The organism is Bdellovibrio bacteriovorus (assembly GCF_002208115.1).
Taxonomy (GTDB): Bacteria; Bdellovibrionota; Bdellovibrionia; order Bdellovibrionales; family Bdellovibrionaceae; genus Bdellovibrio; species Bdellovibrio bacteriovorus_C.
On the sequence record NZ_CP020946.1, the window covers coordinates 2569826 to 2595866 of the forward strand.

The 26041-nt window shown below is 50.4% G+C and carries 29 protein-coding genes; 17 read left to right on the forward strand and 12 right to left on the reverse strand.

What is annotated here, in order from left to right; translation table 11 throughout:
• The first annotated feature begins 82 nt into the window (after positions 1-82).
• Positions 83-2245 (forward strand): lytic transglycosylase domain-containing protein, encoded by a 2163-nt coding sequence (locus B9G79_RS12350; protein WP_232468635.1) that lies wholly within the window; start codon positions 83-85, stop codon positions 2243-2245.
• Between the two features lie 41 nt (positions 2246-2286).
• Here the strand turns inward: B9G79_RS12350 and B9G79_RS12355 are convergent, their stop codons facing one another.
• From B9G79_RS12355 to B9G79_RS12370, 4 genes are all read right to left on the reverse strand, one after another.
• Positions 2287-2832, reverse strand: a complete 546-nt coding sequence (locus B9G79_RS12355) for a GNAT family N-acetyltransferase (protein ID WP_088565778.1) — start codon at positions 2830-2832, stop codon at positions 2287-2289.
• A 10-nt stretch (positions 2833-2842) separates the two neighbouring features.
• A complete protein-coding gene (locus B9G79_RS12360; protein WP_088565779.1) occupies positions 2843-3256 on the reverse strand; it encodes a hypothetical protein in 414 nt (137 codons plus the stop codon).
• A gap of 17 nt (positions 3257-3273) precedes the next feature.
• Positions 3274-3573 carry a hypothetical protein gene (locus B9G79_RS12365; RefSeq protein WP_088565780.1) on the reverse strand — a complete coding sequence of 100 codons (300 nt, stop codon included), beginning with the start codon at positions 3571-3573 and terminating at the stop codon, positions 3274-3276.
• Positions 3574-3725: 152 nt separating this feature from the next.
• Positions 3726-4235 carry a hypothetical protein gene (locus tag B9G79_RS12370; RefSeq protein ID WP_088565781.1) on the reverse strand — a complete coding sequence of 170 codons (510 nt, stop codon included), beginning with the start codon at positions 4233-4235 and terminating at the stop codon, positions 3726-3728.
• 171 nt (positions 4236-4406) lie between these two features.
• Between B9G79_RS12370 and B9G79_RS12375 the strand changes: the two genes are divergently transcribed.
• The 3 genes from B9G79_RS12375 to B9G79_RS12385 all read left to right on the forward strand — a co-directional run bounded on the left by B9G79_RS12375 (position 4407) and on the right by B9G79_RS12385 (position 7149).
• Positions 4407-5783 carry a S8 family peptidase gene (locus B9G79_RS12375; RefSeq protein WP_232468637.1) on the forward strand — a complete coding sequence of 459 codons (1377 nt, stop codon included), beginning with the start codon at positions 4407-4409 and terminating at the stop codon, positions 5781-5783.
• A gap of 158 nt (positions 5784-5941) precedes the next feature.
• Positions 5942-6514 (forward strand): hypothetical protein, encoded by a 573-nt coding sequence (locus tag B9G79_RS12380; RefSeq protein WP_088565783.1) that lies wholly within the window; start codon positions 5942-5944, stop codon positions 6512-6514.
• Positions 6515-6579: 65 nt separating this feature from the next.
• On the forward strand, positions 6580-7149 hold the full coding sequence (locus B9G79_RS12385; protein WP_232468638.1) for a hypothetical protein: 570 nt from the start codon (positions 6580-6582) through the stop codon (positions 7147-7149).
• 51 nt (positions 7150-7200) lie between these two features.
• On the opposite strand, the gene B9G79_RS12390 is transcribed toward B9G79_RS12385, so the two are convergent.
• The gene (locus tag B9G79_RS12390) at positions 7201-8022 is read right to left on the reverse strand and encodes a hypothetical protein (RefSeq protein ID WP_088565785.1); all 822 of its coding nucleotides are present in this window, start codon (positions 8020-8022) and stop codon (positions 7201-7203) included.
• Between the two features lie 33 nt (positions 8023-8055).
• Between B9G79_RS12390 and lnt the strand changes: the two genes are divergently transcribed.
• Genes lnt through B9G79_RS12405 form a run of 3 tightly spaced genes read left to right on the forward strand, consistent with a single transcriptional unit; the run spans position 8056 to position 12276 of the window.
• A complete protein-coding gene (lnt, locus tag B9G79_RS12395; RefSeq protein WP_232468639.1) occupies positions 8056-9666 on the forward strand; it encodes an apolipoprotein N-acyltransferase in 1611 nt (536 codons plus the stop codon).
• On the forward strand, positions 9644-11974 hold the full coding sequence (locus B9G79_RS12400; protein ID WP_088565787.1) for an endonuclease MutS2: 2331 nt from the start codon (positions 9644-9646) through the stop codon (positions 11972-11974). The genes lnt and B9G79_RS12400 overlap by 23 nt, the downstream gene beginning before the upstream one ends.
• 8 nt (positions 11975-11982) lie before the next feature.
• A complete protein-coding gene (locus B9G79_RS12405; protein WP_088565788.1) occupies positions 11983-12276 on the forward strand; it encodes a GlsB/YeaQ/YmgE family stress response membrane protein in 294 nt (97 codons plus the stop codon).
• Positions 12277-12320: 44 nt separating this feature from the next.
• Here B9G79_RS12405 and B9G79_RS12410 read toward each other — a convergent pair whose 3' ends face one another.
• Positions 12321-12596, reverse strand: a complete 276-nt coding sequence (locus tag B9G79_RS12410) for a hypothetical protein (RefSeq protein WP_088565789.1) — start codon at positions 12594-12596, stop codon at positions 12321-12323.
• A gap of 112 nt (positions 12597-12708) precedes the next feature.
• On the opposite strand from B9G79_RS12410, the gene B9G79_RS12415 reads away from it, so the two are divergent.
• From B9G79_RS12415 to B9G79_RS12425, 3 genes are all read left to right on the forward strand, one after another.
• The gene (locus B9G79_RS12415) at positions 12709-14166 is read left to right on the forward strand and encodes a lipase maturation factor family protein (protein WP_088565790.1); all 1458 of its coding nucleotides are present in this window, start codon (positions 12709-12711) and stop codon (positions 14164-14166) included.
• Positions 14167-14311: 145 nt separating this feature from the next.
• A complete protein-coding gene (locus B9G79_RS12420) occupies positions 14312-14752 on the forward strand; it encodes a hypothetical protein (RefSeq protein WP_088565791.1) in 441 nt (146 codons plus the stop codon).
• Between the two features lie 191 nt (positions 14753-14943).
• Positions 14944-15693: a hypothetical protein gene (locus B9G79_RS12425; protein WP_232468640.1), complete on the forward strand. Its 750-nt coding sequence runs from the start codon at positions 14944-14946 to the stop codon at positions 15691-15693.
• Positions 15694-15922: 229 nt separating this feature from the next.
• Here B9G79_RS12425 and B9G79_RS12430 read toward each other — a convergent pair whose 3' ends face one another.
• A complete protein-coding gene (locus B9G79_RS12430) occupies positions 15923-16792 on the reverse strand; it encodes a PBECR2 nuclease fold domain-containing protein (RefSeq protein WP_088565793.1) in 870 nt (289 codons plus the stop codon).
• Positions 16793-16935: 143 nt separating this feature from the next.
• Here B9G79_RS12430 and B9G79_RS12435 point away from each other — a divergent pair, with 143 nt between their 5' ends.
• From B9G79_RS12435 to B9G79_RS12445, 3 genes are all read left to right on the forward strand, one after another.
• Positions 16936-17253 (forward strand): hypothetical protein, encoded by a 318-nt coding sequence (locus B9G79_RS12435; RefSeq protein WP_157678781.1) that lies wholly within the window; start codon positions 16936-16938, stop codon positions 17251-17253.
• A gap of 222 nt (positions 17254-17475) precedes the next feature.
• Entirely contained in the window at positions 17476-17793 is a 318-nt protein-coding gene (locus B9G79_RS12440; protein ID WP_088566879.1) for a hypothetical protein, read from the forward strand.
• A 76-nt stretch (positions 17794-17869) separates the two neighbouring features.
• Positions 17870-19108, forward strand: a complete 1239-nt coding sequence (locus tag B9G79_RS12445; protein WP_232468641.1) for an Hsp20/alpha crystallin family protein — start codon at positions 17870-17872, stop codon at positions 19106-19108.
• Here B9G79_RS12445 and B9G79_RS12450 read toward each other — a convergent pair.
• The 3 genes from B9G79_RS12450 to B9G79_RS12460 all read right to left on the reverse strand — a co-directional run bounded on the left by B9G79_RS12450 (position 19071) and on the right by B9G79_RS12460 (position 20453).
• On the reverse strand, positions 19071-19283 hold the full coding sequence (locus B9G79_RS12450) for a helix-turn-helix transcriptional regulator (protein WP_232468642.1): 213 nt from the start codon (positions 19281-19283) through the stop codon (positions 19071-19073). The two genes, B9G79_RS12445 and B9G79_RS12450, sit on opposite strands and share 38 nt — an antisense overlap.
• 189 nt (positions 19284-19472) lie before the next feature.
• The gene (locus B9G79_RS12455; protein WP_088565796.1) at positions 19473-19703 is read right to left on the reverse strand and encodes a hypothetical protein; all 231 of its coding nucleotides are present in this window, start codon (positions 19701-19703) and stop codon (positions 19473-19475) included.
• A 108-nt stretch (positions 19704-19811) separates the two neighbouring features.
• Positions 19812-20453, reverse strand: coding sequence for a matrixin family metalloprotease (locus B9G79_RS12460; RefSeq protein WP_198298007.1), 642 nt, complete (start codon positions 20451-20453; stop codon positions 19812-19814).
• Between the two features lie 495 nt (positions 20454-20948).
• Between B9G79_RS12460 and B9G79_RS12465 the strand changes: the two genes are divergently transcribed.
• Genes B9G79_RS12465 through B9G79_RS12480 form a run of 4 tightly spaced genes read left to right on the forward strand, consistent with a single transcriptional unit; the run spans position 20949 to position 24087 of the window.
• A complete protein-coding gene (locus B9G79_RS12465) occupies positions 20949-21950 on the forward strand; it encodes an isocitrate/isopropylmalate dehydrogenase family protein (RefSeq protein WP_088565797.1) in 1002 nt (333 codons plus the stop codon).
• A gap of 2 nt (positions 21951-21952) precedes the next feature.
• On the forward strand, positions 21953-22678 hold the full coding sequence (locus B9G79_RS12470; protein ID WP_088565798.1) for a coenzyme F420-0:L-glutamate ligase: 726 nt from the start codon (positions 21953-21955) through the stop codon (positions 22676-22678).
• Positions 22679-22717: 39 nt separating this feature from the next.
• A complete protein-coding gene (locus tag B9G79_RS12475; protein WP_088566881.1) occupies positions 22718-23182 on the forward strand; it encodes a hypothetical protein in 465 nt (154 codons plus the stop codon).
• Positions 23182-24087 carry a hypothetical protein gene (locus tag B9G79_RS12480; protein WP_088565799.1) on the forward strand — a complete coding sequence of 302 codons (906 nt, stop codon included), beginning with the start codon at positions 23182-23184 and terminating at the stop codon, positions 24085-24087. The genes B9G79_RS12475 and B9G79_RS12480 overlap by 1 nt, the downstream gene beginning before the upstream one ends.
• Here the strand turns inward: B9G79_RS12480 and B9G79_RS12485 are convergent.
• Both B9G79_RS12485 and B9G79_RS12490 read right to left on the reverse strand, forming a co-directional pair.
• On the reverse strand, positions 24084-24749 hold the full coding sequence (locus tag B9G79_RS12485; protein WP_088565800.1) for a hypothetical protein: 666 nt from the start codon (positions 24747-24749) through the stop codon (positions 24084-24086). The genes B9G79_RS12480 and B9G79_RS12485 overlap by 4 nt on opposite strands.
• A 3-nt stretch (positions 24750-24752) precedes the next feature.
• On the reverse strand, positions 24753-25967 hold the full coding sequence (locus tag B9G79_RS12490; RefSeq protein ID WP_232468643.1) for a sensor histidine kinase: 1215 nt from the start codon (positions 25965-25967) through the stop codon (positions 24753-24755).
• Between the last annotated feature and the right edge of the window lie 74 nt (positions 25968-26041).

A 26041-nucleotide genomic window follows, 5' to 3' on the forward strand; every position in this document is an offset into this window, starting at 1 on the left:
CGCGCAGCGGAAAGCCAACTTTAGAATGGCTTTCCGCCCTGCGGGGTTGTTTCTTCCTCTGAATGGGCATACCCTTACTGGTATGCCTCGTATAGTACTAGCCCTGACATTCTTCTCTGTGATTCTTGGTTGCGCGACCACCTCGCGTTTTGATTCCCGTATTGACAAGCGCCTGACTCCGCCGTTGCCAAACTTTATAGCAAAGTGGAGATCTGCTCCTATTTCTGATCTGGAAAAACTGGAAGTCGGTTCTAACGAAAATAACATTCTGTGGTGGAAGACCTACACCGTTTCCATGGCAAAAAAAGAAAAGCAGCCCCAAGAGGCCTGCGCAGGCTTCACCCGCCTTTCCCTGATCCCCGAGTTCCCGCTGCATGATCTGGCTTTGCTGCGTGCTTACGAATCCTGTGAGCGCATTAACACCCTGGCAGAGCTGCCAGCAAACGTGGCGCCGTGGTACCGCGAGCTTTATATCGACATCAAACTGAAAGAGGCTTTGGCTTCTGAAGAGCTTCAGGACGACCTGCCGGCGTACATTGAAAAAGCCCGCGCTGAATCCAATAAAAAGAAAAAAGAAGAATACTACATGAAAGCCCTTTTGATCGCGCAAAAGCTCGAATTGAAAGAGGACATTCAAAGCATTCAGACCCAGCTTTATAAAAACTCTCCGCGCCTGAACCCGCTTCCGGCGTACAAAGACCTGAGTGCTGTGGCCTCGGACTATCGTTTCCATCGTGAATTTGATCAGGCTCTTGCGACCTATAAGAAAATTCTGGCGGCAAAAGAAGCCACGGCGGATGAACAGTTCCAGGCTTTGAAAAACATCCGTCAGACTTACAAAGTGGCGCAGCGTCGCACGGAATACATCAATGCGACCGCCGATGTCGTGAACTGGTCCAAAACTCAGTTCCAGAAAAACAAAAAAGACCGCCGTTCGATTGCCCGCTTCCATGATTCTCAAGTTCTGTTTGCAAAAACTTTGTGGACGGAGGACCAAACGTCCCGTGCGGTGAAAGTATTGAATGAAACTCACCGCCTGCTTCGTGGGTCCTATCCGATGGATGAGGTTTATTTCATTCTGGGTCGCATCGACGAAGAAAAAGGAGATTTCAAGAAAGCCTTGGAATACTTTGAAGCCAGCTATCAGCAGCCTGTCAGCTTTGCGGGCTTACGTGACAAGATCGCGTGGCTGAAATCCTGGAACTACTACAAGCTTTCCCAATGGCCCGAGGCGAAAAGCAGCCTTGAGCAGATGAAGGATCTGGTGAAGGATTCTTCCGACAAGGCGCGCGCCCGTTTCTGGCTGGCGCGCACGCTGAAGAAGCTGGATCAAGCTCCCGAGGCGCAAGTTGAACTGCAAACCCTGATCAAAGAAGATCCTCTCGGTTACTATGGCGTATTGGCCTACCGCGAACTGGGCTGGGAATTCCCGCCACTGAAAGTGGATGTGAACGAACTGCAGGGATTGAGCCTGTTTTCAGTTGAAGAACTGGATGCACAAACCCGTTTGACGACGGAGTGGCTAATTGCCGTGAACGAAAAACCGTTCGCGGAAAAAATCCTGAACATCGCCGTGGATGATCTGAAAAAACGCAATGTCACTTCTGAAAAGACCTGGCTTGCAGTGTCTTCCGGCTATGCCCGTTCCGGTCTTTACCTGCCGCTGTTCTCGGCGATTGGGGCGCTGGAACCTCAGGTGAAGGATCGTTTGCTAAATGACCATCCGGATCTGCTGTTCCCGCAGGCGTATGGCGACATCATTGCTGCTGCTTCCAAAAAAAGCGGCATTCCGCAGGAATTCATTTTCTCGATCATCCGTCAGGAATCCGCCTTCAACCCAGAAGCGCGCAGCCCCGTGGATGCCTTCGGCCTGATGCAGCTTCTGCCCAGCGTAGCAAAGCAGCTAGCCAAACAAAACGGTCTGCCTTATGGCGAGGCTCTGGACCTGTACAAGCCTGAAATCAACGTCCCGCTGGGGGCCTTTGAATTGAAGAATCTGATGCGCAAGTACAAGGATCAGTACATTTTGGCAGTGTCCGGTTACAATGCCAACGACAGCGCCATCCGCGGCTGGTTGAAAACCCGCTACCGTGATGATTCCGTGGAATTCATTGAAGAGGTTCCGTACGAAGAGACCCGATCTTACATCAAACTGACAATGCGAAATTACGTCTTCTATCAAAGACTGCTTCATCAGGACAAAGGCTCGCTGTTCCCGGAAGAATTGCTAAAGCTTTCCAGATAATCTCAAACAAAAAAGCCACCCGACAAGGTGGCTTTTTTTATTTAGATATCCAGTCCCAAACTCCGACAGAACAGCTTTCTGCGCTCAGGGTTATAAATGTATTTCAGCTCTATCAACGAACGAAAGCGTTCATGAAACTGCATCCCCGTAACGATAAACCCAGCCTTTAACTTCGGAATCAAGACCGACGGGTTGTTAGGGTGATGAATGCTGGTAACAACCTGGAATCCTTCTTCCTGAAGCTTTTGAAGCGTGCAGGTCAGGAGTTTGGCATAAAGGCCTATGCCGCGAAAGGATGGCAGTACCGCTGAGTTTTGCATATAATAGGTTTCAGCATCCGTTGCATGACCATAGTGCCACCCAACGATACTGCCCTCGAAAAACACAGCCAGTCTCAGCCGGTATCTCTGCTCCTGCTTACGACGTTCATCAATTTTCGCCTGCGCTTGAGGGTCATCGAACGGAACTGCCTCAGCCTCATGCCTGTTTGAATATACAGATGCGAAGTGTTCATCTAAGCAGGCATTGAGCTCTACCGCAGATACCTCTTTCACCGTAAAGCCACTTCCAAGGTCTTTTGAATACATGTACGATCTCCTAAACACCGAGCAGTTCTGGATAAAGAAAGAATATCCTATTCACAAAATCAACACCCATTTTAGACTCTAACAAATTCATTTGCTGCTCAAGAGCTATTGCAACCATCTGACCATCTACCTCCCCTTCGTTATCACAAACAGTCTCAGGGGAATGGTGCAGGTACTCACCAAACTCTCGGTCACAAAAATCACTGTAAAACTTCGTATGCAGGATAAAGTGATGCCAAGTTTTATCAAGGTAATCGATCTGATTTGTGAAAAAGAACGGGCCACTTAAAGACCCGCTCTTTTCAGCTTCATGAATAAAACGTAGTAGCAGAATCAAATCATCAAAGATCATCTCCAGCAGCACAGGAGATTTCAAGCTTGAGAACTCTTTTCCATTTACATGCTTAGCGATGATACTTTTCATGATATTCCTCAATCAAATTAAACAGGGTCGCCGCTTCCACCATGAGATCCCGCGCCACAGGTTCTATAAATTGAACCATCTTTAGCATCTTCTAGCAGATCGGCTTTGGACTTTTCATAAGAGCGGATTTCACTCCCCCGCTGACGAAGCGCTTCAATCTCCTCATTGGATAACTGCGATTCATCGATATTCATGGCGCGAAGAACGCCTCTGACAGAATTGAGCTCGGAACCAGTGAGAGAGCTCGCTTGTGCGAATGGCGCAGCCGCCACTACGATAGCCATAACCAATACTTTGTTAAAATTCTGAACTTTCATTTTTGTCTCCTTTTCCGTTAATCGGATGCAGAGACGTAATGCGAACGAAGTGCCGCCATAAGATCAAATATATGCAATCTGAGGAGGCATTCTTAAAAGAATCCCCCAGCCGTGGTCCAAGATCCGAGACTGGGGATAAGAATTCGAAAGCTTTAGCGGTTGCAGAAGGTGTCCGCGACAAGACCGGCTTGAGCGGCTGTGTATTCGGGATAGTCTGCATACAAGGTGTTGGTCAGATCCAACAGGTCCAAATTTTCGTTCCATTTGTATTTCAGGCTCTGATAGCTCAGCTCACGCAGGTCGTAACGCTTTTCAAGCGCCACAGCGCTGCCATTCAGCTCTGTCACCGTCACGACAAGCTCGTTGCCAACTTCCGAATCCACGGTGCCCGGCTCAACGGCCCAAGTACCTTTAAGAAGGCAACTGGTTCCAGACCCTGTCTGGTCAAACAAAGCTTCGGTTTGCTCGAAGTCCCCGTTGGCTTTCAGATCCATTTTAACGTAATGAAATTCGCTGCCGGAGGAAGTTCCGGTTTCGGTTTGATTGTGGAAGGTGGCGTCTTCGCTCAAGCTTCCCAAATCCAGCTCACCTGACCCCACAGTCTGATTGCACGAGATCAGGAACAAAGCGCTGAAGGTCAGAAACATTCTAAACTTTTTCATGTTCTTCTCTTCGGTTAGGGGCCTCCAGGCTTTAGTTTAAACCATTCCGGCAATATCTATATAATGTATGCCCACACTGGCCCGACCGTCTCAAGATGAGATCAAACCCTTTCGTGCTTATGCTGGCCCTTTAAATTCCGATAAGTGTTTGTGGAGAAAGGGGAATACTTCATGTTTTCTCGCAAGATGATTGTTGCAGCTGGCTGTACCGGTTTGGTGTTTTTTGGTGGACTGGGTCTATACCTGTATTCCACAGAAGAACATTCCCCTTCCCGTTCTCAAAGCTCTAAAAAAGACAGCACACGTGCTCTGGAAAAATCATTCATCACCTCTCAGACGGACAAAGTCATTGATGAACCGAGTGCGCTTTTCAACGACCCCGCCATCAGTCAGGCCTGGGGACTGAAAAAATCCGATGCGGCTCGAGCGTGGTCCGTCACCAAGGGCAGTCGTGACATCGTGATTGCCGTGATCGACACCGGCATCGACATCAAACACGAAGACTTGGCGGGCAACCTTTGGCGCAACCCGGGTGAAACCGGCAAAGATGCCATGGGCCGCGACAAAGCCACCAATGGCATTGACGATGACGGCAATGGTTTTGTGGATGACGTCTATGGCTGGAACTTTGTTTCCAACAATCCAAAACTGGATGACAATCACGGACACGGCACGCATATCGCCGGCATCATCGGCGCAGAGGCCGGAAACGGCAAAGGCATCACCGGGATCGCCCCGGAAGTCAGCCTGATGATTCTAAAATACTATGACCCGAAAGTTCCGGGCACGGATAACTTGAAAAACACCGTGGCTTCCATCCGCTACGCAGTGAAGATGGGCGCACACATCATCAACTATTCAGGTGGTGGTACTGAGTTTTCACAAGAAGAGCATGATGCCATCGCCGAAGCCGAGAAAAAGGGCATCCTTTTTGTCGCGGCGGCGGGGAATGAAAGATCCAACTCGGATCAACATCACTACTATCCGGCCGATTATAAACTGAGCAACATCATCTCAGTCACGGCGATCGATCCAAGCACGCAAGTTTTGGCATCGTCCAATTATGGTGTCGAGACTGTGGATATCGCAGCTCCGGGCCAGAACATTCTGTCCTGCCTTCCGGGGAACTCTTACGGTTATATGACGGGCACATCGCAAGCCACCGCATTTGTGACAGGTGCAGCTGCTTTGGTGATGGCACACAAACAGTCTTTCTCTGCCAGTGACGTGAAAAAATACATCTTGGCTACGGGGGATGCCCAGTCACAACTGGCTTCCAAAACCCGCACATCCCGTCAGTTGAATCTGTATAAAGCACTGACCATCCTGGATCAGGGCGTGGGCGCCACGGGTGTGATCGCGGTGAACACGGCCAATATGAAAAGCTTCAGTGGGGATCCTAATGACAAAAATTCCCGCGCCGCCGAAGACGGCGTTGATGCCACCGCCAAAGAGATGAGCCACTTTGGCCGGTCTCTGATCGATGCCATGGGCACCAAAGTTCGCCCAAGCAAACTCGGTACAAAACAGGAAAACGAAGGGTTCTAATATCTCCCTTCCCGCCTAAAAAGGAGCCCACGAGGCTCCTTTTTTACGTCTTTCACTGTCAACAATCTGGACAGGCCTATCGGTTTTTCCCAGGTCCCATCCACCACTGGGAATCAGCCCCACCCTGTGGCACACTTGCCTCCATTCGGGGGCATTCCATGAATAAGTTTGTTGTCGTTCTGTTGTTGTTGCTTTCATCGGCGTCTGCATTTGCGGGTATGGATGAGACTTTCGAGAAAATCCGCAATCAAGCCCGTCATTATCGTGATCCCGGTGCAGTGTGCGAAGAGGTCGCCCGCGCTGAGTTTTCTGAAAAATACCCTGCTCCCCAATATGAAGTGATCGTGGGCATTGCCTACAACCTGAAAGGTCGCACCGTAGGTGAACTGGACATGGTTTTGATGGATCACAACACTCAGAAAGTTGCGATGGTGGGCGAAGTAAAGTGTTACAGCAACCTGAAAAACGGTCTGACCAAAGCCAAACAACAGCGCAAACGCTTCCTGACCCACCTGGGTTCGGGCGCTCCTTTGGAGTTCATCAACACCTCCACCGGGGAAAAGTACGCTTATGACAAATTCCAGTATGTGCGTGAGTTCATCTCGGTATCGCAAAAAGGCGGAAAAGCTGTGGGCTTTGATGTCGAGCTTGAGCACAACTTGGATGAAATGACCCAGTTGCGCGACAGAATCATCCACTGCCAAAAAGACAATCTGTGCCCTGTGCCGTAAAAGTCGCTCCTGTGTTGCAATTCAAGTCTGGATCGTGCCAGACTTGATTGCACAGGGGGAACTTTATGAAATCGGTATTTTCAGTATTCATTTTCTTGCTAGGTCTGTCTGCCCACGCCGAAGTCGGCTTCAAAAACGGAAATCAAAAAACAGCTGTTCTTGCTCAAGGAAGAATCGTCGTCCACTGCTTCGGGAACAACCCAGGCGGTCCATCCCACGGCTCGTTCATCTGCCGCGAAGAAATTCTGACGGCGGGCGAGTACGACTACTTCGTCGGCCCGAAGGGTGTTAAGGGTGACTCGGTCACGCTGACCGCCCTGCACCAGGACGGATCACAAAGAACCAAAACTGTTGATTACGACAGCGCCAAAAGCCAAAGCAAGAAATCCATCAACCTGTGGATCGCCACCTTGCTGCAACGCCCGCTTCTGGATCCAGGTATCAACACTGTCAGATACAAAATCACATCCAACGGCAAAGTCACAGCCTCTGGCGAATTCGTGGCTGAGGTCAAAGACGGCGGCACCAAAAACTGCTCCCGCACAGGATCCTACACATCCAACACGCCATCGGACTGCCAAAACGGCACATCACTGTGCCGCCGCTACTTCAACGAAAACAACTACTGTCTTTAATTAATTGATAACGAAAAACTAAAAAGGCTCCCGATGGGAGCCTTTTGTTTTTTAATCCAGGAAATCGGAGGCGGAGATTTTGCCTTTGATCATGACGATCAGTCCGGCCGCCATACACGCTAGCGCCACACCCACACCGATCAGATTGCGGTGACCCAGGTTGATCATACCCAACAAAATCAACAGCGCACTCAGACCAAACGGACCCCAGTACATGTACTTGTTCCATTTTGGCTTCACCGTCGGATCTTTCGCCGTAGGTTTTTGGCTCAGTCCCACCATCATCAAAGAGTTGATACGTGCGATCATCTGATCACACTGTGGATCGCCACCTTGAGCGGTTTTAAGGTCTTCATACTTCAAGATAGCAAAGCGCAAAGCATCCAGTTCATGACAAGAACGGATAAACTCGTCATGCAGATCTTCGTTGTCAAAGTTTTCAACCAGGTTCTTCCACTTGCGCACAAGGCTTGGCTGCGCTTTCAAAGAAGGATCCTTTGGCAGACCTTCCAGCTTTTCAAAGATCACGTGGCAAGAGTAACACTCTTTCGCACGGCGACCGTTCAAAGCCCCGCACTTCGGGCAGGATTTCATTTCCTGAGCGCCCGGCTCGATCGCATGATCCTCTTGTCGCTTAGCAGCAAGAACAAGCTCGCTTTTCTCCAGCTCAGGAGCGGATTCAGCAGGTGAGCTCTCTTCAGCTTCAAGAGAAACTGCAAAACAGATCACATTCGCCGGATCTTGAGGAGGATATTCGAAACTGAATCGGCCCTCGCAGGAAATGCACTGAAACAGCGGCGACTCCGTCTGGATGTCGTCACTTTCAACCTCGTACAATTTCGCGCATGATGGGCATCTGATCTTCAATTTCACGTGGACTCACTCACTCTTTATGTTACTAATACCATGATGAAGAGATGGTTTCAATTTTTCAAGCATAAAGCCTACGATTTTCGTTGGGCGATTCTCTCCGGAATTCTCGTCGGCACAAGTTACATTCCGTTTCCACCTTGGGCGCTGATCTTCTGCTACACGCCGCTGTGGATTTACGTGACGGAAGAATCCTCGTCGGTGAAGAAATCTTTCTGGGCCGGATGGGTCACGCAGTTCATTCTGACCTTGATTGGTTTTCACTGGATCGCCTACACCGCACATGAATTCGGTCAGCTTCCGTGGGCCGTGTCCTATTTGGCGCTGCTGCTTTTTTGTGCGTTTATGCATCTCTATATCCCGGTGGCCGTGGCGGCAGCAACCTGGCTGCGCCTCAGATTCAAGCTTTCCGGCGGACAGACACTGTTTACGATCGCTCTTTTGCACGCGCTTTTGGAGCGAACCTGGCCGGTCATCTTTGAATGGCACTTGGGTTACACTCTGATCTGGTCGAAAATTCCGATGTATCATCTGGCGGATCTGGTCGGTTTCCACGGGCTTTCCACGGTGGTATTGCTTTTCAACGCCTGGATGGGTTACGTGTGGCTGAAACAAAGCTTTGTCAAAAAAGCCTTAAGTCACCTGTCATTGCTGGCGCTGACTTTTGCTGCTTTGGTGGGCTGGGGCTTCTGGCATGGGAAAGCCTGGAACAAGTTTGACGGCGAAACCAAGGCCACCGTGGTTCAGGCCAATATCGGCAATCTGGAAAAGATCTACGCCGAACAGGGCCGCGCTTATCAGGAAGTCATCACCCGCAAGTTCCTGGATCTGTCTTTTGCTGCTATGCAAAAGTATCCGCAGACCGACATCCTGATCTGGCCCGAAACGGCCTTCCCGGATTATCTGGATCAGCATCTTTTGGACCGCAAACACACCCAGATCCTGATTTCCGGTCTTCAACCCCTGGGCCGCCCGCTGATCACCGGGGCTTATTCCAAAGATCCCAAGGCCGACGAAAAGCAGGACACCTCCACTTACAACGCGCTTTTCCTGGTAGATCAGTTGGGTAACAACCTGGACAAACCTTACCGCAAGACGGAGCTTCTGGCGTTTGGTGAATACCTGCCTCTGAGTGAGCAGTTCCCGTTCCTGCTGAAGCTTTTGCCGTTTGTTTCAAACTTCGGCCGCGGCCATGGACCGGAAGTGATGAAGTGGGAAACCCCGCAAGGAGTCATCAAATGGGGCGGCCAGATCTGCTATGAAGGTCTTTACCCGTCCTTCACCCGTGGGCTTGCCGAAAAAGGCGCAGATATTCTGGTGAACGTGACCAATGACTCTTGGTTTGGAAAAACCTTTGAGCCGCAACAGCACCTGTACATGACTCTGGCCCGGGCCATTGAAGTGCGCCGTCCGCTGGTGCGTTCAACCAACACTGGCGTCAGCACCGCTGTTTTGGCAAACGGTGACGTTCTACAAAAATCGCCACTCCATGAAGAATGGAGCGGACAGTTCGTGATAAAGTATCTTAAAAACGCTCCCCTTACTTTCTTTGTCCAATGGGGTCATTGGGACTGGATTGTTATTATACTTGTGCTGGGAGCAGTGATTGGCCGAGGAGCCCTCAATGCAAGATCTCGTCGTTCTTGACTGGATAGAAATTCTAGAAAAAATCAAATCCCACGCCACCAGTGACATGGGTCGTGAAGCCATTATGCAAACGGAGCCATTGAAAACTCCGCAAGAGGCGCACGCAAGCTTTCAGGAAATCAAGAACGCCACGGAAGTCTTAAACCAAGGCGTCCGCCCGTTCATGACCAGCCTGGATCTTTATTCAACCTGGATTCTGCGCCTGAAAAAAAACGCGGTTCTGAAAACTTTGGAAATGAAAGATGTCAGAAGCTTCTGCCTGGAAGCTTTGGCGCTGAAAGAAGCCCTGCACCCGGTACAAAACGACTGGGCCCAGCGCATTCACCAAAGCCTGATGAAGGCCGAGGAACCCGTCTCTGCGATTGACCAGATCCTGACTCCCAGCGGGGACATCAGATCGGACGCCAGCGAAACCCTGTTCCGACTTTTCCGCGAAAAAGAGCGTCTGGCGCGTGAAGTGCAAAACACCCTGGATCGTCTGGTAAAAGATCATCAGATGGAAAACGTCCTTCAGGACAAGTACGTCACCACCCGTGACGGTCGCTGGGTCTTGCCGGTTCGAAGCGGCATGCAACACCACTTGCCAGGTGTGATTCACGGATCTTCCCAGACCAAACAGACCGTGTTCATTGAACCGGAAAAAGTGATCCCGTCCAACAACCGCCTGCGGCAGATCGAGGTGGAGATTGAAGACGAGATCGAAAGACTTCTGACCGAGCTTTCCCGTTATCTGTCTTCCAAGTCTTTGGACATTGAAAGCTCGCAAGTGCTGATGAAAGACGCCGACGTGCGTTTTGCCCAAGCCCAGTTTGCCAATCAGGTGGAAGCCCACCCGATTGAGTTTTCTGATGACAGCATGGAGCTGATCGAGGTTCGCCATCCGTTGCTGCAACTGTCCGGAAAAAAAGTCATCGCCAACACCGTGCTGCTGGAAGGTCACAAAAGTATTTTGCTTTTAAGTGGTCCCAATGCCGGTGGTAAAACCGTGCTTTTGAAATCCATCGGCCTGGCGGCGCAAATGGCCCGCTGTGGTCTGCCGATCTGTGCCAGCGAAACCTCCAAGCTGCCGTTCTTTAAGAATGTCCTGATCGGCATTGGAGATGCACAAAGTGTGGATGAAGAACTTTCCACTTTTGCCGCTCATTTGAAAATTCTAGGTAAAGCCGCATCTGTCAAAGGCCGCGACAACCTGATTCTAATCGACGAGATCTGCGGATCCACCGATCCGGAAGAAGGCAGCGCTTTGGGCCGTGCCTTTATCGAAGAATTCTCGAACAACGACGTCTTTGCCGTGATCACGTCCCACTTGGGCCCGTTGAAATCAGGCTGGGACGAACAAAGCCGCGTCTATAACGGAAGCCTGGAGTACGACCCGAAAACCGGCCGCCCGACTTATCAGTTTCTGGCTGGTATTCCCGGGGATTCCATGGCGATTCAAACAGCCAAACGCGTGGGCGTTGCGCAAAATATCGTTCAGCGCGCTTTGGATGTGCTGGCTCCGGCCACACGCGCCCGCCTGGAAGGTCTTGAGCAGATCGAGCAACTGAAGGCGGATATCAATCTTTTGCAGGAACACCTGAAAAAAGAAACCAAGAAAGCCACCGAGATGAAGCGCAAGTATGAAGGCATGCTTGAGCAGTTCAACAAGGACAAGGACGAATGGTTGCAGCGCACGCTGAAAAAAGCCGAGCGCAAAGTGGAAGAAGCCATTGCCCACGCCAAAGCCGATGAGACCTTCAAACGTCACACCGCTTTGCAGGAAATCAAATACAAGCTGCCAGAAATCGTGAAAGCCAAACCGATCACGCAGCCGGGAGCACCGGAAACCGCCGAAGAGTTTGGTAAGAAGTTCCCACCGGGATCCAAGGTGTATGTTCCGACCTTGAATCAGGATGGCATCATCCAGAGCACGCCAAACTCCAAGGGTGAAGTCATGATTTTGTCAGGCTCTGTGCGCCTGCAACTGCCATGGACTATTTTGAAACCTGCGGGGAAACCGTCCAATCCGACGTCCCAACTGGTCCGTCAAAGCTCCAACATCACCGTGGCTTTGGCTGACGATGATCGCACTTTGGATCTGCGCGGCCGCACGGTCGAAGATGCCTTGCAGGAACTGGAATTGGCATTGGACAAAGCCGCCCAAGCCCGCGAAGATCGTATTAAGGTCATCCACGGCCATGGCACGGAAGCTTTGAAGAAAGCCGTGCGCACCTACCTGTCCCGCTCCATTTACGTGAAAAAATGGAAAGCCGGATCACCGGAAGGTGGCGGCGATGGCATTACATGGGTTGAGATCGGCGAAGCATAAGGAACTTTATGACGTACGTGAATATGGTTTTGAATCATCCTTGGTTTAATCAGTTTGTGCTTTGGTCCCTGCTGGGACTGGGCGTGGGCGTGGTTGCGAAGATCATCATCCCCGGCAGCGAAAACATGGGATGGATTCGAACGATTCTTTTGGGCCTTGCGGGATCTTTCATTGGAAACTTCCTGACGCCCCGGGTGTTTCACTGGCCCAAGTACAACGCATTCAGTTGGGAGGGCATTGCCATCGGTATTGGTGGCGCGGTGATTCTGGTTCTGGTGAACCGGGTGGTCACAAGATCCTAGAGCGAACTCAAAAGCGCGCCCCTTAAAAGGCGCGCTTTTTTTATTTATTCAACAAAGTTAGGCTCCGGAACAGGTGGCGGAGTTTCACGCTTCGGATGGCAGACCACTCCGCATTTCACGAAACACCCGCGTCCCGTGTTCCAGCAATACTTCGCAATGGGCATCATGTCGGAAGGACAACTAAGGCGATTGGCCTCAAAAACAGGTTCCACTACGAAGTTTTCTTGAATTTCCTGAAGATTGACCACTTCCTCAGCAGCAAAAGACGTGGCACTTGACAAGGCCACCACTGCAAAGAGAGATAGAACGAATGCTTTCATATATTCTCCTGGGTTATGATTGATGTATGCGACCCGGGATCAGGCTAAAAGGAAGCACCTTGGACTTGCTATTGATTTCAGATAAGCGTGCCGGAAATCAGCGACAGAAAGAATGGATATGTTAATTGAAGACTACAACATCGCAAGCTGGATCATTTCAAAGACACTGGCGCTGGCTTACTTTGTCGCCTTTTTGTCTTTGTTGCCACAGGTATTGGGTCTTTATGGATCTCAAGGCATCTTGTCGATTGATCATCTGCTGAATCTTCTGGATAAAGAGCTTAAAGCGGAGCGCTTCTATCACGTTCCCAGTCTGTTCTGGTTTTCTTCCGGCGATTTAACTTTGAAACTTTTCTGCTTTATCGGCATGACCGCTTCTTCTCTGGCATTTCTGGGGTTTTCTCAGAGCTTTATGTTTTTGACGTGTTTCATCTGCTACCTTTCTTTTGTCAGTTGCGGGCAGATCTTTTTAAGTTATCAGTGGGACAGCTTGCTTCTTGAGCTGGGCTTTTTGGGATTGTTCTTCGCCCCTTGGCAGTGGGAGTGGATTCCACTGGCGGCGCACAACCTGCATCCGATCATGCTGGGGCTGGTGATTTTCCTGTTGTTCAAACTGATGTTCTTATCCGGCATCGTAAAACTTACGCACAAAGATGGCAGTTGGAAGGACCTGACGGCCCTGACTTATCACTACTGGACACAGCCGCTGCCCACGCCAGTGGCTTACTTCGCGCACAAGATGCCCCGCTGGTTCCAGAAAATGAGCACCGTGATCATGTTCTTTATTGAACTGGTGTGTCCGTTCCTGATGCTGGTTCCCGGAAAAATCCAGGTCGTTGCCGTGGCGCTGCTTTTGACTTTGCAATTCCTGATCATCCTGACTGGCAACTATGGCTTCTTTAATCTGCTGACCATCGGACTTTGCCTGGCCGTGCTGCCGGATTCGGCGTGGGGTTTCAAAATCAACTGGGTTGAAGCCACCACTCTGCCTACTGCGGTGATGCTGATTCCGGCATTGATTCTGGTTCCGTCGTCCCTGTTTTGGATTCTGAAAACGCTTTCTGAAAACAGCACGAAATTAAATTTCATGTTGCCGTACATGCGCTTCTTCTATCCGTTCCGCATCAATAATCCCTATGGGCTGTTTGCGGTGATGACGAAGACCCGCCCGGAAGTGGTTTTACAGGGAAGCAACGACGGATTGAACTGGGAAGATTATGAGTTCCAATTTAAGCCTGGCAGCCTGAAGAAAGCTCCTCCGGTGTGTGCTCCCCACCAGCCGCGCATGGACTGGCAGATGTGGTTTGCGGCTCTAGAGAACTTCAACGAAAACATGTGGCTGCAAAACCTCGCAACCCGCGTATTTGAACAATCCCCCGACGTGATGACCCTGTTCAGCAAGGATCCGTTCAAAGGAACCTCGCCAAGATTCCTGCGTTTTGAACGCTACGAATACCGCTTCAGTGACTTCAAGGATCTGCGCCAAAACGGCCAGTGGTGGGAACGTGTTCATTCAGGTTCTTACGGCCCCGTGTTCGGCAGAGACGACGGGAACGGCGAACCTGCTTAGAAGATTTTTCAGCCTGTCTTAAGTGTAATCCACCATAAACAAACAATGAGATTTCAGACTTAAACGCGCCGGTGACGAAACTGGCGCTCTTTTATTTTTTGCATTCTTTCATTAGAACATCTCCATTCACAATCAAGGAGTTTTTATGAAAGCCCTCTTGTTCCTTCTGATCGCTGGTCTTCTGCTTGGCACTGTTCCTTCCCACGCCAAACTTCAACCTCTGACAGACGACGAGATGTCGAAAGTCTACGGCTCGGCCGATTTGGCCAGCAGCCTGCTTTTTATGTTTGAAGTAAGACGGGTTTCCGGTCAACCCATGACCGGGGTTGAAGTCATGAACCACCTTCAGGCGGTCAGCAAAGCTTTCGGTATCACCCTGGAAAACATCACAGTTGTAGGAGAAAGATATGGCTCATTGCAAATGACGGTGATCAAGGATGGAAAAACCATTTCTACCACTCAGCTTCCGTCTCACTTTGATCGCATTCACATCGGCGCCATTCGCGCGGGCAACGGACCTTCCATGGGTTCTATGACGATTGAGGGTTTAAGTATCTCCGGACACATCACCGTGACACTGCACTAGAATGAGAAACCTGCGCGCAAAGTGACACGCCTTGCGCGGCACCCTCTTAGAAGTTTGACGTTTCACTCTGGGAACGTATCACCCTGAGAATGATGGAATTTGCAACCACCTGAAATCAGGTGGTTTTTTATTTTGTCTCAGTCTGACCTATGGCACCGCTGTTGCTTTATAGATTGGCATTAGGGGGCTTTATGAAAAATGCGAAACAAATCTTCACAACTCTTCTGACACTCGGTGCACTGTCCATGTTGACAGCTTGCGGATCCAGCCAGCAGGTAGCAGGCTCTACGGATTCTTCCAGCCGCACACCAGTCACAGACATTGGTTCTGCTTCTTCTAAAGCTCTGGCTTATTGCAATCAGGCTTCCGGCAACGAGATCACCGGTAAAATGAAGGTCTTCGTTGATTCCAGCAACTATGTTCGCATGGAATACGTTTACCTGCGCCTGACTTCACTTCCAGCGACTTTCAAAACCGGCGGTTCTTATATCTCTTTGTGGAAATGGCTGGCAAACCCATCCGGTTACACCAACCTGGACACTTCCGCTTTGAACTTCGCTTTGATGAACCCGGCGAACGGTCAATACCTGACTGGCTGGAAGACGACTTTGAAATGGTCTGATGTTGTGACTGTTGCTTCCGGCATGGGTTACACAGATCCACAGACTTTCTTCAACAACGTCAACATCCTGGTTGATCTGAAAGATCCAAATGGTGAATACGATGCATTGAAGATCTCCAACTACGATGCCTCCACCAACAAAGCGATCAACACGGTCGACGGTCTGTTGCCACTGTTCTCTGCAAACCCAGCAGACTACGCTAACGACAACGGCTCAACCCGCGCCGGTGTCCTGCAGAAGCTGCACCCGTTCTATGGCAAGTCTGGTCAGTTCACAACTTCCCAGTTCCAGTCCATGGCGAACAACTACTGCTTCTAAATAAGTCCCAACCCCCAAACGCAAAAAAGCCACTCTTCCCCCAGAGTGGCTTTTTTCATTTTTACGCGGTGTTTATGCAAAAGTAAGCAGGTACCTTTTGCGACCACGGCCGTTCAAAACGGCCCAGATGCAAGGCGGAGTAGACCCTCGCAGCGCAGGCGTGCTCCTGCACGTCGGAGCGAGAAGGTCGCCCGACAACGCAGTCAGATGGGCCGTTTTCAACGGCCGCCTAGTGGGCGGATTCCTGGCTGACTTCTTCGGCCTGCAAGTTTTCGCCTTGTCGGTAGCGATCTGCCAGCGTCTTGTCGGTCGTTGGGAACGAGAACAGCAACGAATGAACGTTGGAGTCTTCGTCTTCCTGAGTGACCGCGATATAGATCAGGTCCTTGGTGGTTTCGTGATCCGGGAATTCGCGGATGAAGCTGACCAGGATGTTTCCGTCCAAATCGTTTTTGCGCCAGATTTCATCGGCACTTTCGATAGTTTCTTCACGAAGGTCGGCGTAGTCTTTGAACTTTTCCTGTGGAATGTCCTTTTCCCCACGCACTTTCAGCATCGCCTGATAAAGACCCATGGCCAAAGGATCCCCTTCGCCCATGGCATCACCTTCCACCGAGCCTGCGGATACTTCTTCGAAGGTCTTATCATAGACCATTTCACCGCGCTGATAGTTCTGCCACACGCGACTGTCTTTGGATGGGAAATGGATGAACACGAATGAAGGGTACTCGTCTTCACTGGACACGTACGCGACCGCGACGTATTTGAAGGCTTCATTGCCCTCTTCGAAACTTTTAATGAAGTGATAGATGGCAAATTCTTCGAAGGTTTTGTCATCCATCCAGACTTCATCTGGTTCGTCCAATGTGGACTCCAAATAATGCTCGCGTTCAATTTGCTCTTCGTCAGTGAAATCCTCAGCCGAACGCAGAGCGATATACTCTTCTTCCAGCTTATCGATGGCGCTTTGGAAATAGCCAAAAAGGTCTTTTTCATTCTCAAAAATAAGTCCAGCCGCCTCATCAACCAGAATGAGTTCTTTTTCGGAGGAGGTGCTTGGTTTCTTCTTTGCGCGGGTCCTTGTTTTCGCCTCCTTCACCTTTTTATTATTGAGACAATCCCTTCAGCCAACAACTAGAAAAAAGACACTCTCGACGGCCCCTGTCATAGACGCATTTTTGGTCTTGCAAGTGTGGACAATATTCCTCACCATTCAACTTAAGACGTCAGCAGGAGGCGCTCTTGGTCAACTTAGAAGAAACAAGTCTGGAACGAATGGAAGCTTTGCTGTCTCATTCCGCCATGGGTGTTCATGTTCTTTTTGACAACAAGTCGATCGCCACGGTCCTTAAGGAAGTGGCAGACGATAAGGACTTCTACAGCTTCGATAAGATGAAGAAGGTCCAGGATGTCATGACAGAACTGATCGCGAAAAAGACCTACTTTGAAAAAATGGCGTACTTGCAGGCACTGGATCAGGATTCCTACCAGATGCTGGTCAGGGCCTACTTCCACATCGTGGAAAACACGGTCCGCGCCAATCACGAACACGCACACTAAAGAAAACGGGAACTAATAATTCCCGTTTTTTCGTTTAAAGTTTGCACACTTTCCCCGACTTGCTTCAGCCAATATGGGATCTTCGATATTTCGTCTAAAGCTTAGAGTATTAATTCGACATCACCGCGCTTATTTAATGCGATGTGCCGACAGAGTGTTATTCTGAAGAGGTCGGATTTGGTGTCTTTCAAGATTCCCACCGCAAAGCCGATAGGAAGAACTGTGAAATATCGGATCTTCTTATCGGCTTTCTTATTTGTTCTGCTGCCGGCCTTTGCACAGGCCGAGTACCGGGTCTTTCTTTTGAAGATCACAAAAAAGACCGCCGCCCCCCAGGCACAACAACCCGAGACGCAAGACTTCCGTCTAGTCGAAAGCACGTTGGATCACGTCCAATACCGCTATTACTATCCCGTGGCCGCCGATGAAGAGGTTACCTACATTGATACCTGGCGCTGTTATGGGCGCACCAGTGATTTCCAACCTCACTGCCCCAACCCGAAAGGCCAGATTCCTGCCGAGCCCGCCCCGGCACCTTAAAACCTGTGTGTCGATTTGATACACTGGTTTCATGTCGTCAATTGACAATTCCACGAGAAAAGCCCAGCAAGCGGATTTGAGTGAACTTCAAGCCGATCACGCGCGCAAAAAAAAGCAGCTCGTGAAAGAGAACGAAGCACAACTTTCTGATCTCAAGGACTATTATAACGATAAGAAGGCCGGACTTCAGGAGCAGAATGAAGCCGCCATCAATCACATCCGCAAAAGCCAGCAACAGGCCGCCTCCGAAGCTCATGAGGACCGTCAGCGTCTGACTGAGAAATACAATTCCCGCACCCAGGCTATTGCCAAAGGCTATGACGAAAAGCTGACCACCACCCGTCAAAAACGCGCTGAACAGATTGCGCAGGCCCAGACAGATTCCCGCGAAAAAGTGGCCAGCATTGAAAAAGACGCCGCCGAACGAGTGGAATACGTGCGCACCAAAAGTGCCGATGACATCAAGGGCGCCAAAGAAAAATACAACAAGGACATGTCCCAACTGAATGAGTTCAGCGATCGACGCCTGGAACAGCAACGCACGCAAAACGATGCCAGCCTGAAAAGCGAAGTTGAGCGCGGCCGCAACGTGCAGGAGCGCGTGCGTGCACGCAATGAAAAAGAATATGGCGAATTGCGCGAACGCGGCGAAAAAGTTCTGGTTCAGGAAAATGAAAAGCAGCAAAAACAACTGGCTCGTCAGGACAGTGATTTTGCAAAACGCTATGACCAGCAGCAGACGCAGTGGGAATCCCGCGAACAGAATCTGAACAAACAGTACTCTTCCCGCCTGCAGGATCAGAAAGTGGCTTATGAAAACCAGCTGGACAACCAGCATGACCGTTTCCAAAGCACTTACATGAAAACCGAGGATGCCAACCGCGAATCTTTGAACATTCAGAAGAAACGCTATGTGCGTGAACTGGCTGAAACCCGCAAGGACTTTGTAAAAGCCGCCGGCAAATACGCCACCAAAGAAGCCGATCCGTTTTACAAGGTTGAAGACCGCGGCAGTCAGCTAAAGGAAAATCCGGATTTCTATATTCTGCGTGCCTATGTGCCCGAGCATGAAAAGGATTCCGTAAAGGTGACGATTCAAAACGATCGCGCCACCGTTTCCGGTCAGCGTTCTTTCAAAGACAAGATTGAGGAAGACGGAAAAAGCGTCAGCAGTTCCAATTTCCAGACATTCCGTGAAGAGTTTGCTTTCGACAAACCCGTCATCACAGACGGCATGACCCGCCAGCGCGATGGCGACTGGGTTGTCTATCACATTCCTAAAGGGATTCCGAGCCGCTTTGAGCGAAAGGCTTAAGGCTCGTTTGCGCGGCCAGCAGATTTTCCAGGAAATAAGCCGACAACTGATGACGTCCCTCCACTGAGGCTTTTTTGTAAAGGCTCAGGGCTTGCTGACGAGTTGTCGTTTCAGAAGTGCCCCGCCTGTCCGCGATCTCGCGCAGACTGAGGCCAAGAAGAATCAGGCTACCCACTTCACATTCAGTTTTAGTTAGTCCCCATTTGTCGAAATGAGTTTGAAAGTAAGCTTGAAATTCTTCAGGATTTTGTTTCATATCCGAAATTTAATCGGAATTTGTTTAAACTGTCATCATACAGAAGTACGCAGTAAGAAAATATTCTTCCCCGGGTGGAGAAAAAGAACTCTCCGGAACGGGTGTTCCTTAGACTTTCATCAAATAACGAACTTCACGCATTACAAACGCCAGACGAGTTTGCAGATCCTGAAGCATCTCAAGATTGGCGTGCAACTGAGCCAAAGCATCCACTTCCACAACAGGTTTGTCGGCCATCTCGTGGTAAGCTTTGTGAGCCACAGGAGAAAAGGATTCAACAACAGACTCGGTCACCACCGCTTCAACTTGTGCGTTTTTATCCAAAGTGATCACTCTCATCTTGTTCTCCTTCACCTGCGTTCTCAGGCGCGAAATCAAAGTCTAGTTAGCTTTTTTCAGTTCCAACAACTTAAATAAACTTACATGGACATTTTACACTGCTAGGCGCTAGTACTCGCACTGCAGGGCTGAGCTGTCTGTCTCTGCCAGCACCACTCGGTCATCACCGCTGGACAGATAGGTCGCCATCACGGAACCCGCGCCATCCTTGTGTTTCAGGCCGAGCACGTGACCCATTTCATGAAGCACCAAAGCCTCAATATTCACCGGGCCGGAGCTTTTGCGGGACGGATTCACCGCCGTCGTCAAAGTGGCACCATTCCAATAGAAATTAAAGTCATAGCCGTTCAAACGGATGTCGGCTTCCTTAATAAGGTCCCCGATCCAGTAAACACTTGTTCGCCCCTGTTCCGAAGCGCGGTTGCTTTCCCAGGCATCCATCAAATAGATGATATTCTGCCCGTCTTTGTGAGGAACGATCGGTCCGCTATAACGTGGATATTGAATGATATTGATCAGTTTGCGTCCGGCGGTGCGTTCCCAGGTTTCTGCTGCTCGCATGATTGCTGGCACCATGGAATCCGGAATCGAGGTATGCAGTTGCATGGTCACTGGAGCATCGCTTTTCCAGGAGATTCGTTCGCCATACACGTTTTGCACGAAACCACAGTCTTCCTGGGATTTCGGCGCGCAGGCTTGAACAACTAATGCTATTGATAGGACCAACGCGGTCCCAAGCCACTTCCACATGAGAGCGACCTCCTCTGCCTTGGTGTATTACAAGGAAAGGGCCACCTTGGCCCGCGCGAATGTTTTGTCCTAACTGATTGCTTTTATTGGTCTATTCAAGGGCCTCGTGATTCAGCCCTAAAACCGCCCAGCGCCAAGGAAAAGCCGTCAGGTTTAGCGACAGCCCCTTAAAATCGCCCTAAGTAATTGATTTTACATGAGGTTTTACGTGTAAAAGCTTTGAACACCCCTTCGCCGCAAAGTGTGGTGCAAAAGGATCCCAAACAAACTGGCCCGCCGATTGCTTTAGTAGGAAGTATGTCTCAAATAGAGACAATCGGACCCCACCCCAATCGGGGAAACCTTAGCGGTCCACACAACACATCCCACATCCTACCTTCCCTGGTGGTGAGCTGAAGAAAAGCTCCTCCCGCCAGCCGCGCGCGCGACGTTCAATCCTTGGAAAAAGACCGCAATTTTGATAAGTAAAAACCTTTCAACCAGAAAGGTCCCCTCATGATGAAACTGACAGTGATTCCCGGCGATGGTATCGGCCCAGAGATTATGACTCAGGTCGTTCGCGTTCTTAAACACGTACACGCTCCTTTCGAATACGAAGAGCATCAGGCCGGTGAAGTGGCCCTGAACTCTGTGGGCGAACTTTTGCCTCAGACCACCATTGACTCCATCAACAAAACCAAGCTGGCAATCAAAGGCCCGACAACCACTCCAGTGGGTGGCGGTCATAAATCCATCAACGTGACCATGAGACAAAAGTTCGATCTGTACGCCAACGTGCGCCCAGTTCGTTCTTTGCCTGGTGTTCACTGTGTTTGTTCTGACGTGGATTTGACCATCGTGCGCGAAAACACCGAAGACCTTTATGCGGGCATCGAACGCATGGTCGATGAGGACACTGCTGAAAGCATCAAGCGCATCACCCGCAAAGGTTCTGAGCGCATTGCCCGTTATGCTTACGATCTGGCTCAGAAAACCGGCAAGCCTCGCATGGCGATCGTGCACAAGGCCAACATCATGAAGCTTTCCGACGGTCTGTTCCTGAAAGTGGCACAGGAAGTGGGCTGGCAGTATCCAACCATCACCACCAAAGACGTTATCGTTGATAATGCCTGCATGCAGTTGGTGACCAAACCTCAGCAGTTTGACGTGATCGTGACTGAAAACCTTTACGGCGACATTCTTTCGGACCTGTGCGCGGGTCTGGTGGGCGGTCTGGGTGTGGTTCCAGGCGCAAACATCGGCGCAAATCACGCGATCTTTGAAGCGGTTCACGGTTCTGCTCCGGATATCGCAGGTCAAAACAAAGCCAATCCAACAGCCTTGCTGCAATCTGCAGTGATGATGCTTCAGCACGTGGGCGAAAACGCCAAAGCCGATGCGATCATGAAGGCCTTGATTGCCGCACTTTCTGACGTCAACGCAAGAACTGGTGACTTGGGTGGTAAAGGCACAACAGTGTCCTTCACCGACGCCATCATCCAGCGCCTGGGTCACTAATTATGACAAAGCCACTGATGATCTCTCCGGTTCGCACAGCGATCTTCCATCAAGGTGGGGATCTGGTGGATTTCATCCTGGCTCATGTCGAAAAATCCCAATGGCAGGAAGGAGTCCTTCTTGCCATCACCTCCAAAGTGATCTCTCTGGCGGAAAACCGCCTGGTTCCTTTAAACAGCATCGACAAAAAAGACCTGATCCGCCGCGAGGCTGATCACTACCTGGGTGAAATCGGTCACGGCGTGTCCTTGACGATCAAAGAAGGTCTGCTGTTGCCTGCGGCCGGGATTGATGAATCCAATTCTGAAAACGGCGACTATATCCTGTACCCGCAGGATCCCTATCTTTCTGCGGAAAAACTGCGCCGGTCCCTTTGCGAGCGCACAGGACTTAAAAACCTGGGTATCATCGTAACGGATTCCCACACCAGTCCTTTGCGCAACGGTGTGACCGGTATTGCCCTGTCCTTTGCAGGCTTTGATCCAGTTCGCAATATGGTGGGTGAAAAGGACATCTTTGGCCGTGAACTGAAGATGACCAAGATCAATCTCGCCGACAGTCTGGCTGTCTCGGCAGTTTTGATGATGGGTGAAGCGGCGGAACGCTGTCCGCTGGCCCTGATCCTGAATGCACCGGTGACTTTCAATGAAAATCCCCGACGTGAGGATCTGCAGTTTGCTCCCGAAGACGACATGTACCTGCCTCTTTACAAACATCTCATGAAGTAGAGTTTGCCTGATCCCGGTTTTAAACTTAACATTGGTTACATGAAATCAATGTGTTTGCTTCTTGGATTCTGCCTGCTGATGTCTGCCTGTGCCACCAACCAAAAAAGCCGTCTGGCTGCCACCGGAATCGGTATCGGTGTGGGGGCTGCGATTGGTGCTGCCACCGCCCCTGAAGATGAACGTCCTGAACTGCATGCCCTGTACTGGGGTGGCATTCTGGGGGTCGTTTCTGCTGTGGCTGCCAATTACTATTATAACGACGAAAAAGACATGGAACTGATGCGCCTGGAAACTGAAAAAATGAAGGCTCAGTTGGATTTCTTCCAGAATGGCCCTGCCACTTTGCTGAAAGAAACCACTGGCAAAGCGGACAAAAAATACTTCCAAAGCGGCAAAGCCAAAATCAAACTTTACAAAATTGACCAGTGGGTTGATGAAGGCCCGAACAAAAAATACCACCGCGATCAGATGATAGAAATTCTGCCTTTGGAAAAAGGTGAATAATGAAAACGCGGGTTTTGTCGGTCCTGCTGGCAGCGTCGGTGATTTGGGCTTCGGTCGTCACTTACCTGTACTGGCAGCTTAAGAACAATCCGCGTGTGGTCGCCGTGACCATTGATGCCGGGAAAGAATCCCTGCAAAACATCCAGATGGGCGAAATGGAGCGCATGACCTTCCTGCGCCAGTATCTGGAGCGTTTCTTTAACTATGACTCCAACAACTTCTGGCAGTCGCAAACCTCGCTGGCATTTTTGATGGCGCCCAAGCTGGGTGAAGAGCGCATCCGCGAAGTCAGCCGCCTGCGTGAAAAAGTGCAGCAGAAAAACATGTCCCAGATCGGACGCCTGATCAGCTTAAAGCTTCTTTCCGATGGCAGCTATAAGGCCCTGCTGCAACTTCAAATCACCGAAGACACACAAAAGAACCAACTGTTCGCCACCACACAAATCCGTCTGAACACCACCGAGCGCAGCCTGGAAAACCCCTGGGGTCTGGTGGTCAGTGAAATGAAGTTCACCGGCACAACTCCGCAGGAACCGGCATTCCCCGCCCAGGTGTTCGCAAGTCATCAGAATCCGACATTGCTGACTTTCCCGTGTGCCATTGAAAATATTGAAAATCCGCGCGAGCAGGATCTGAAAATCAAGATCACCACCCTGAATATCAGCGAACTGCAAATCACGACGGCCAAATCCTTCAGTGGCACGGCAGCTTTGATCGCGATTTGCAAGGACCGCGAGTTCAAGTTTGAAATCAGTGCTGATGGCAAAGAGCGCGATCTGTTTGCCGCCTTCCCAGCCGCTGCTGGCAGCGAGCGCCGTCGCGAGACGGCCCCGGTCAAAGCCAAGAAAAAAGACATCTATGAAAAGACCATCGAAAACGTTCTGGGAATTGAGATCGACAACTAGACCGTCTTCATGTCACTGCGCTTAAGGGCATCATTCAACAACGCCTGATCGATGCCCACCATCACCCCGATTTTTGGATCTTTCGCTTCACAGACAAAATAGGCCGGCACCGGCAGCGTTCGGCGCTTTCCTTTCAGGTCATACCAGTCATCATCTTTTTGGATCTGACGGTCGCCTTCCTCTGTGGTGAAGGGCCAGATGTCGGCATCAAAGAATTCCCCCACAAACAACGACTGCCCCTGCGGCCCTTCCGCTTCACCTTCCACGAAATAGCGGGAAAGCTTGCGGCTGTCGCCCGCAACGTAATTAAATGACGTCAGCTTCCCGACAACAAAGCATCCACTTTCCGGGTGACGCAAAAATTTTCTTAATACGTCCAGACGTCGTTCCCGCAAAAACACGCGGGAACCAAAAACAAAAGTCCCCGCCAAAAGCAACATCGCCAGTGCACTGCCCACGGAGGACCACATCGGAAGCTGATGGGAATAAGCCATTTGCAAGAAGAAACCGGCAAGCCCCAGGCTGATCAGGGCACATGCGGCGAAAACAAAGATCATCAAAAAGCCCGGAAGCCCGCGATGCCTTGCCAGTCTTTGCAGGCGTTCGCGGTTCTTCAGGTCCTGTTCATTTTTTACAACCAGATATTTCCATGAGCGGTACATGGATTAAGGATGATGAGTCGCCACCGCGCGGTCAAGCCCCGCCTCGACCGGCTTGGGGAATCGCAGAACCACCTGAGTCCCCACACCGACGCGGGAACGAATCTGCAGGTCACCGCCCACCGATTCCAGAGTTTTCTTGGCATCATACAGACCCAAACCGTTGCCGTTGTCTTTGCCGTAGCTCACGCCCTCTTGCGCCAGTTTTGGCAAAATGTCCTCAGGGATACCGCTGCCATTATCCATAATCTGAAGCAGCCAGTGATCCTGACGCTCCATCAAAGTCAGATTGATCGAAGCCTCTGATTCCGGCAGCGCTTCCAGGGCATTGTTCAGCAGATTGCTGACCACACGCTGGATTTTCACTGATTCCAGATTCACCTTCACCGCATCAGAATGAATGTGTTTATGCCATGTGAAGTTCACCGCAGGGTGTGAGAAACGATACTCTTTCAACAAAGAATCCATCAAATCCGTCAAATCAGGTTGCACGGTCTTCACAACCGGCAAGCTGCTTTGCGTATTTTGCTTGCGACCCTTCGCCAGCAGATCTTCGGCGATGCCTTTGATACGGGCTACGGCGTGATCAAACAGCTCTTTCTTTTCTGTGCTCATATCATGGGACAACTGACTTAAAGTGGTCAATGCCATCAACGGACCACGGATATCATGGGCCACCTGGAGGAGACTTAAAGTGGTCAATGCCATCAACGGACCACGGATATCATGGGCCACCTGGCGGGAAATTTCTGAGATTTCTTTGTTGCGAGCAAGTTCAGATTCAAGTTTTTGTTCGTGCAGACGCGCCAAAAATTCACGACGATAGCCGAACCCCAACAGAATCAAACCCAATACCACACCCAACATAAACACCGGTGAAGTCAGAGCTTTAACCGCCAACTCGGATAGACCGAAGCACACCGCCATTTTACCGGCTGGCAAAGAGTTCAGGGTGATTGGCACTTCCGTGGAAATCAGGCACTGCAGGGATTCAGGGTTCTGAACTTCGCTTTTTACAACGGCCGTGTGGACTTCTTTAAGCTGTTTCAGAATTTTATTTTGCAATGTTGGGTCGCCCTGGAAAAGTTTAGCGCGGGCAATATCGTCTTCCCAAATCCCGACGTATTGACGAACAGAATCCTGGGCGCGGTGAACTTCGTAGCCGAAACTAAGTACGGCGACCACCAGACTTACGATCGCAAAGACCGACAGCCATTTCACGGGGATCTCATTTTGAGACGAAGATCTTGTGTTTTCCATACCTTAAACACAAGCAAAGCCCGGTCCGCCCTGCC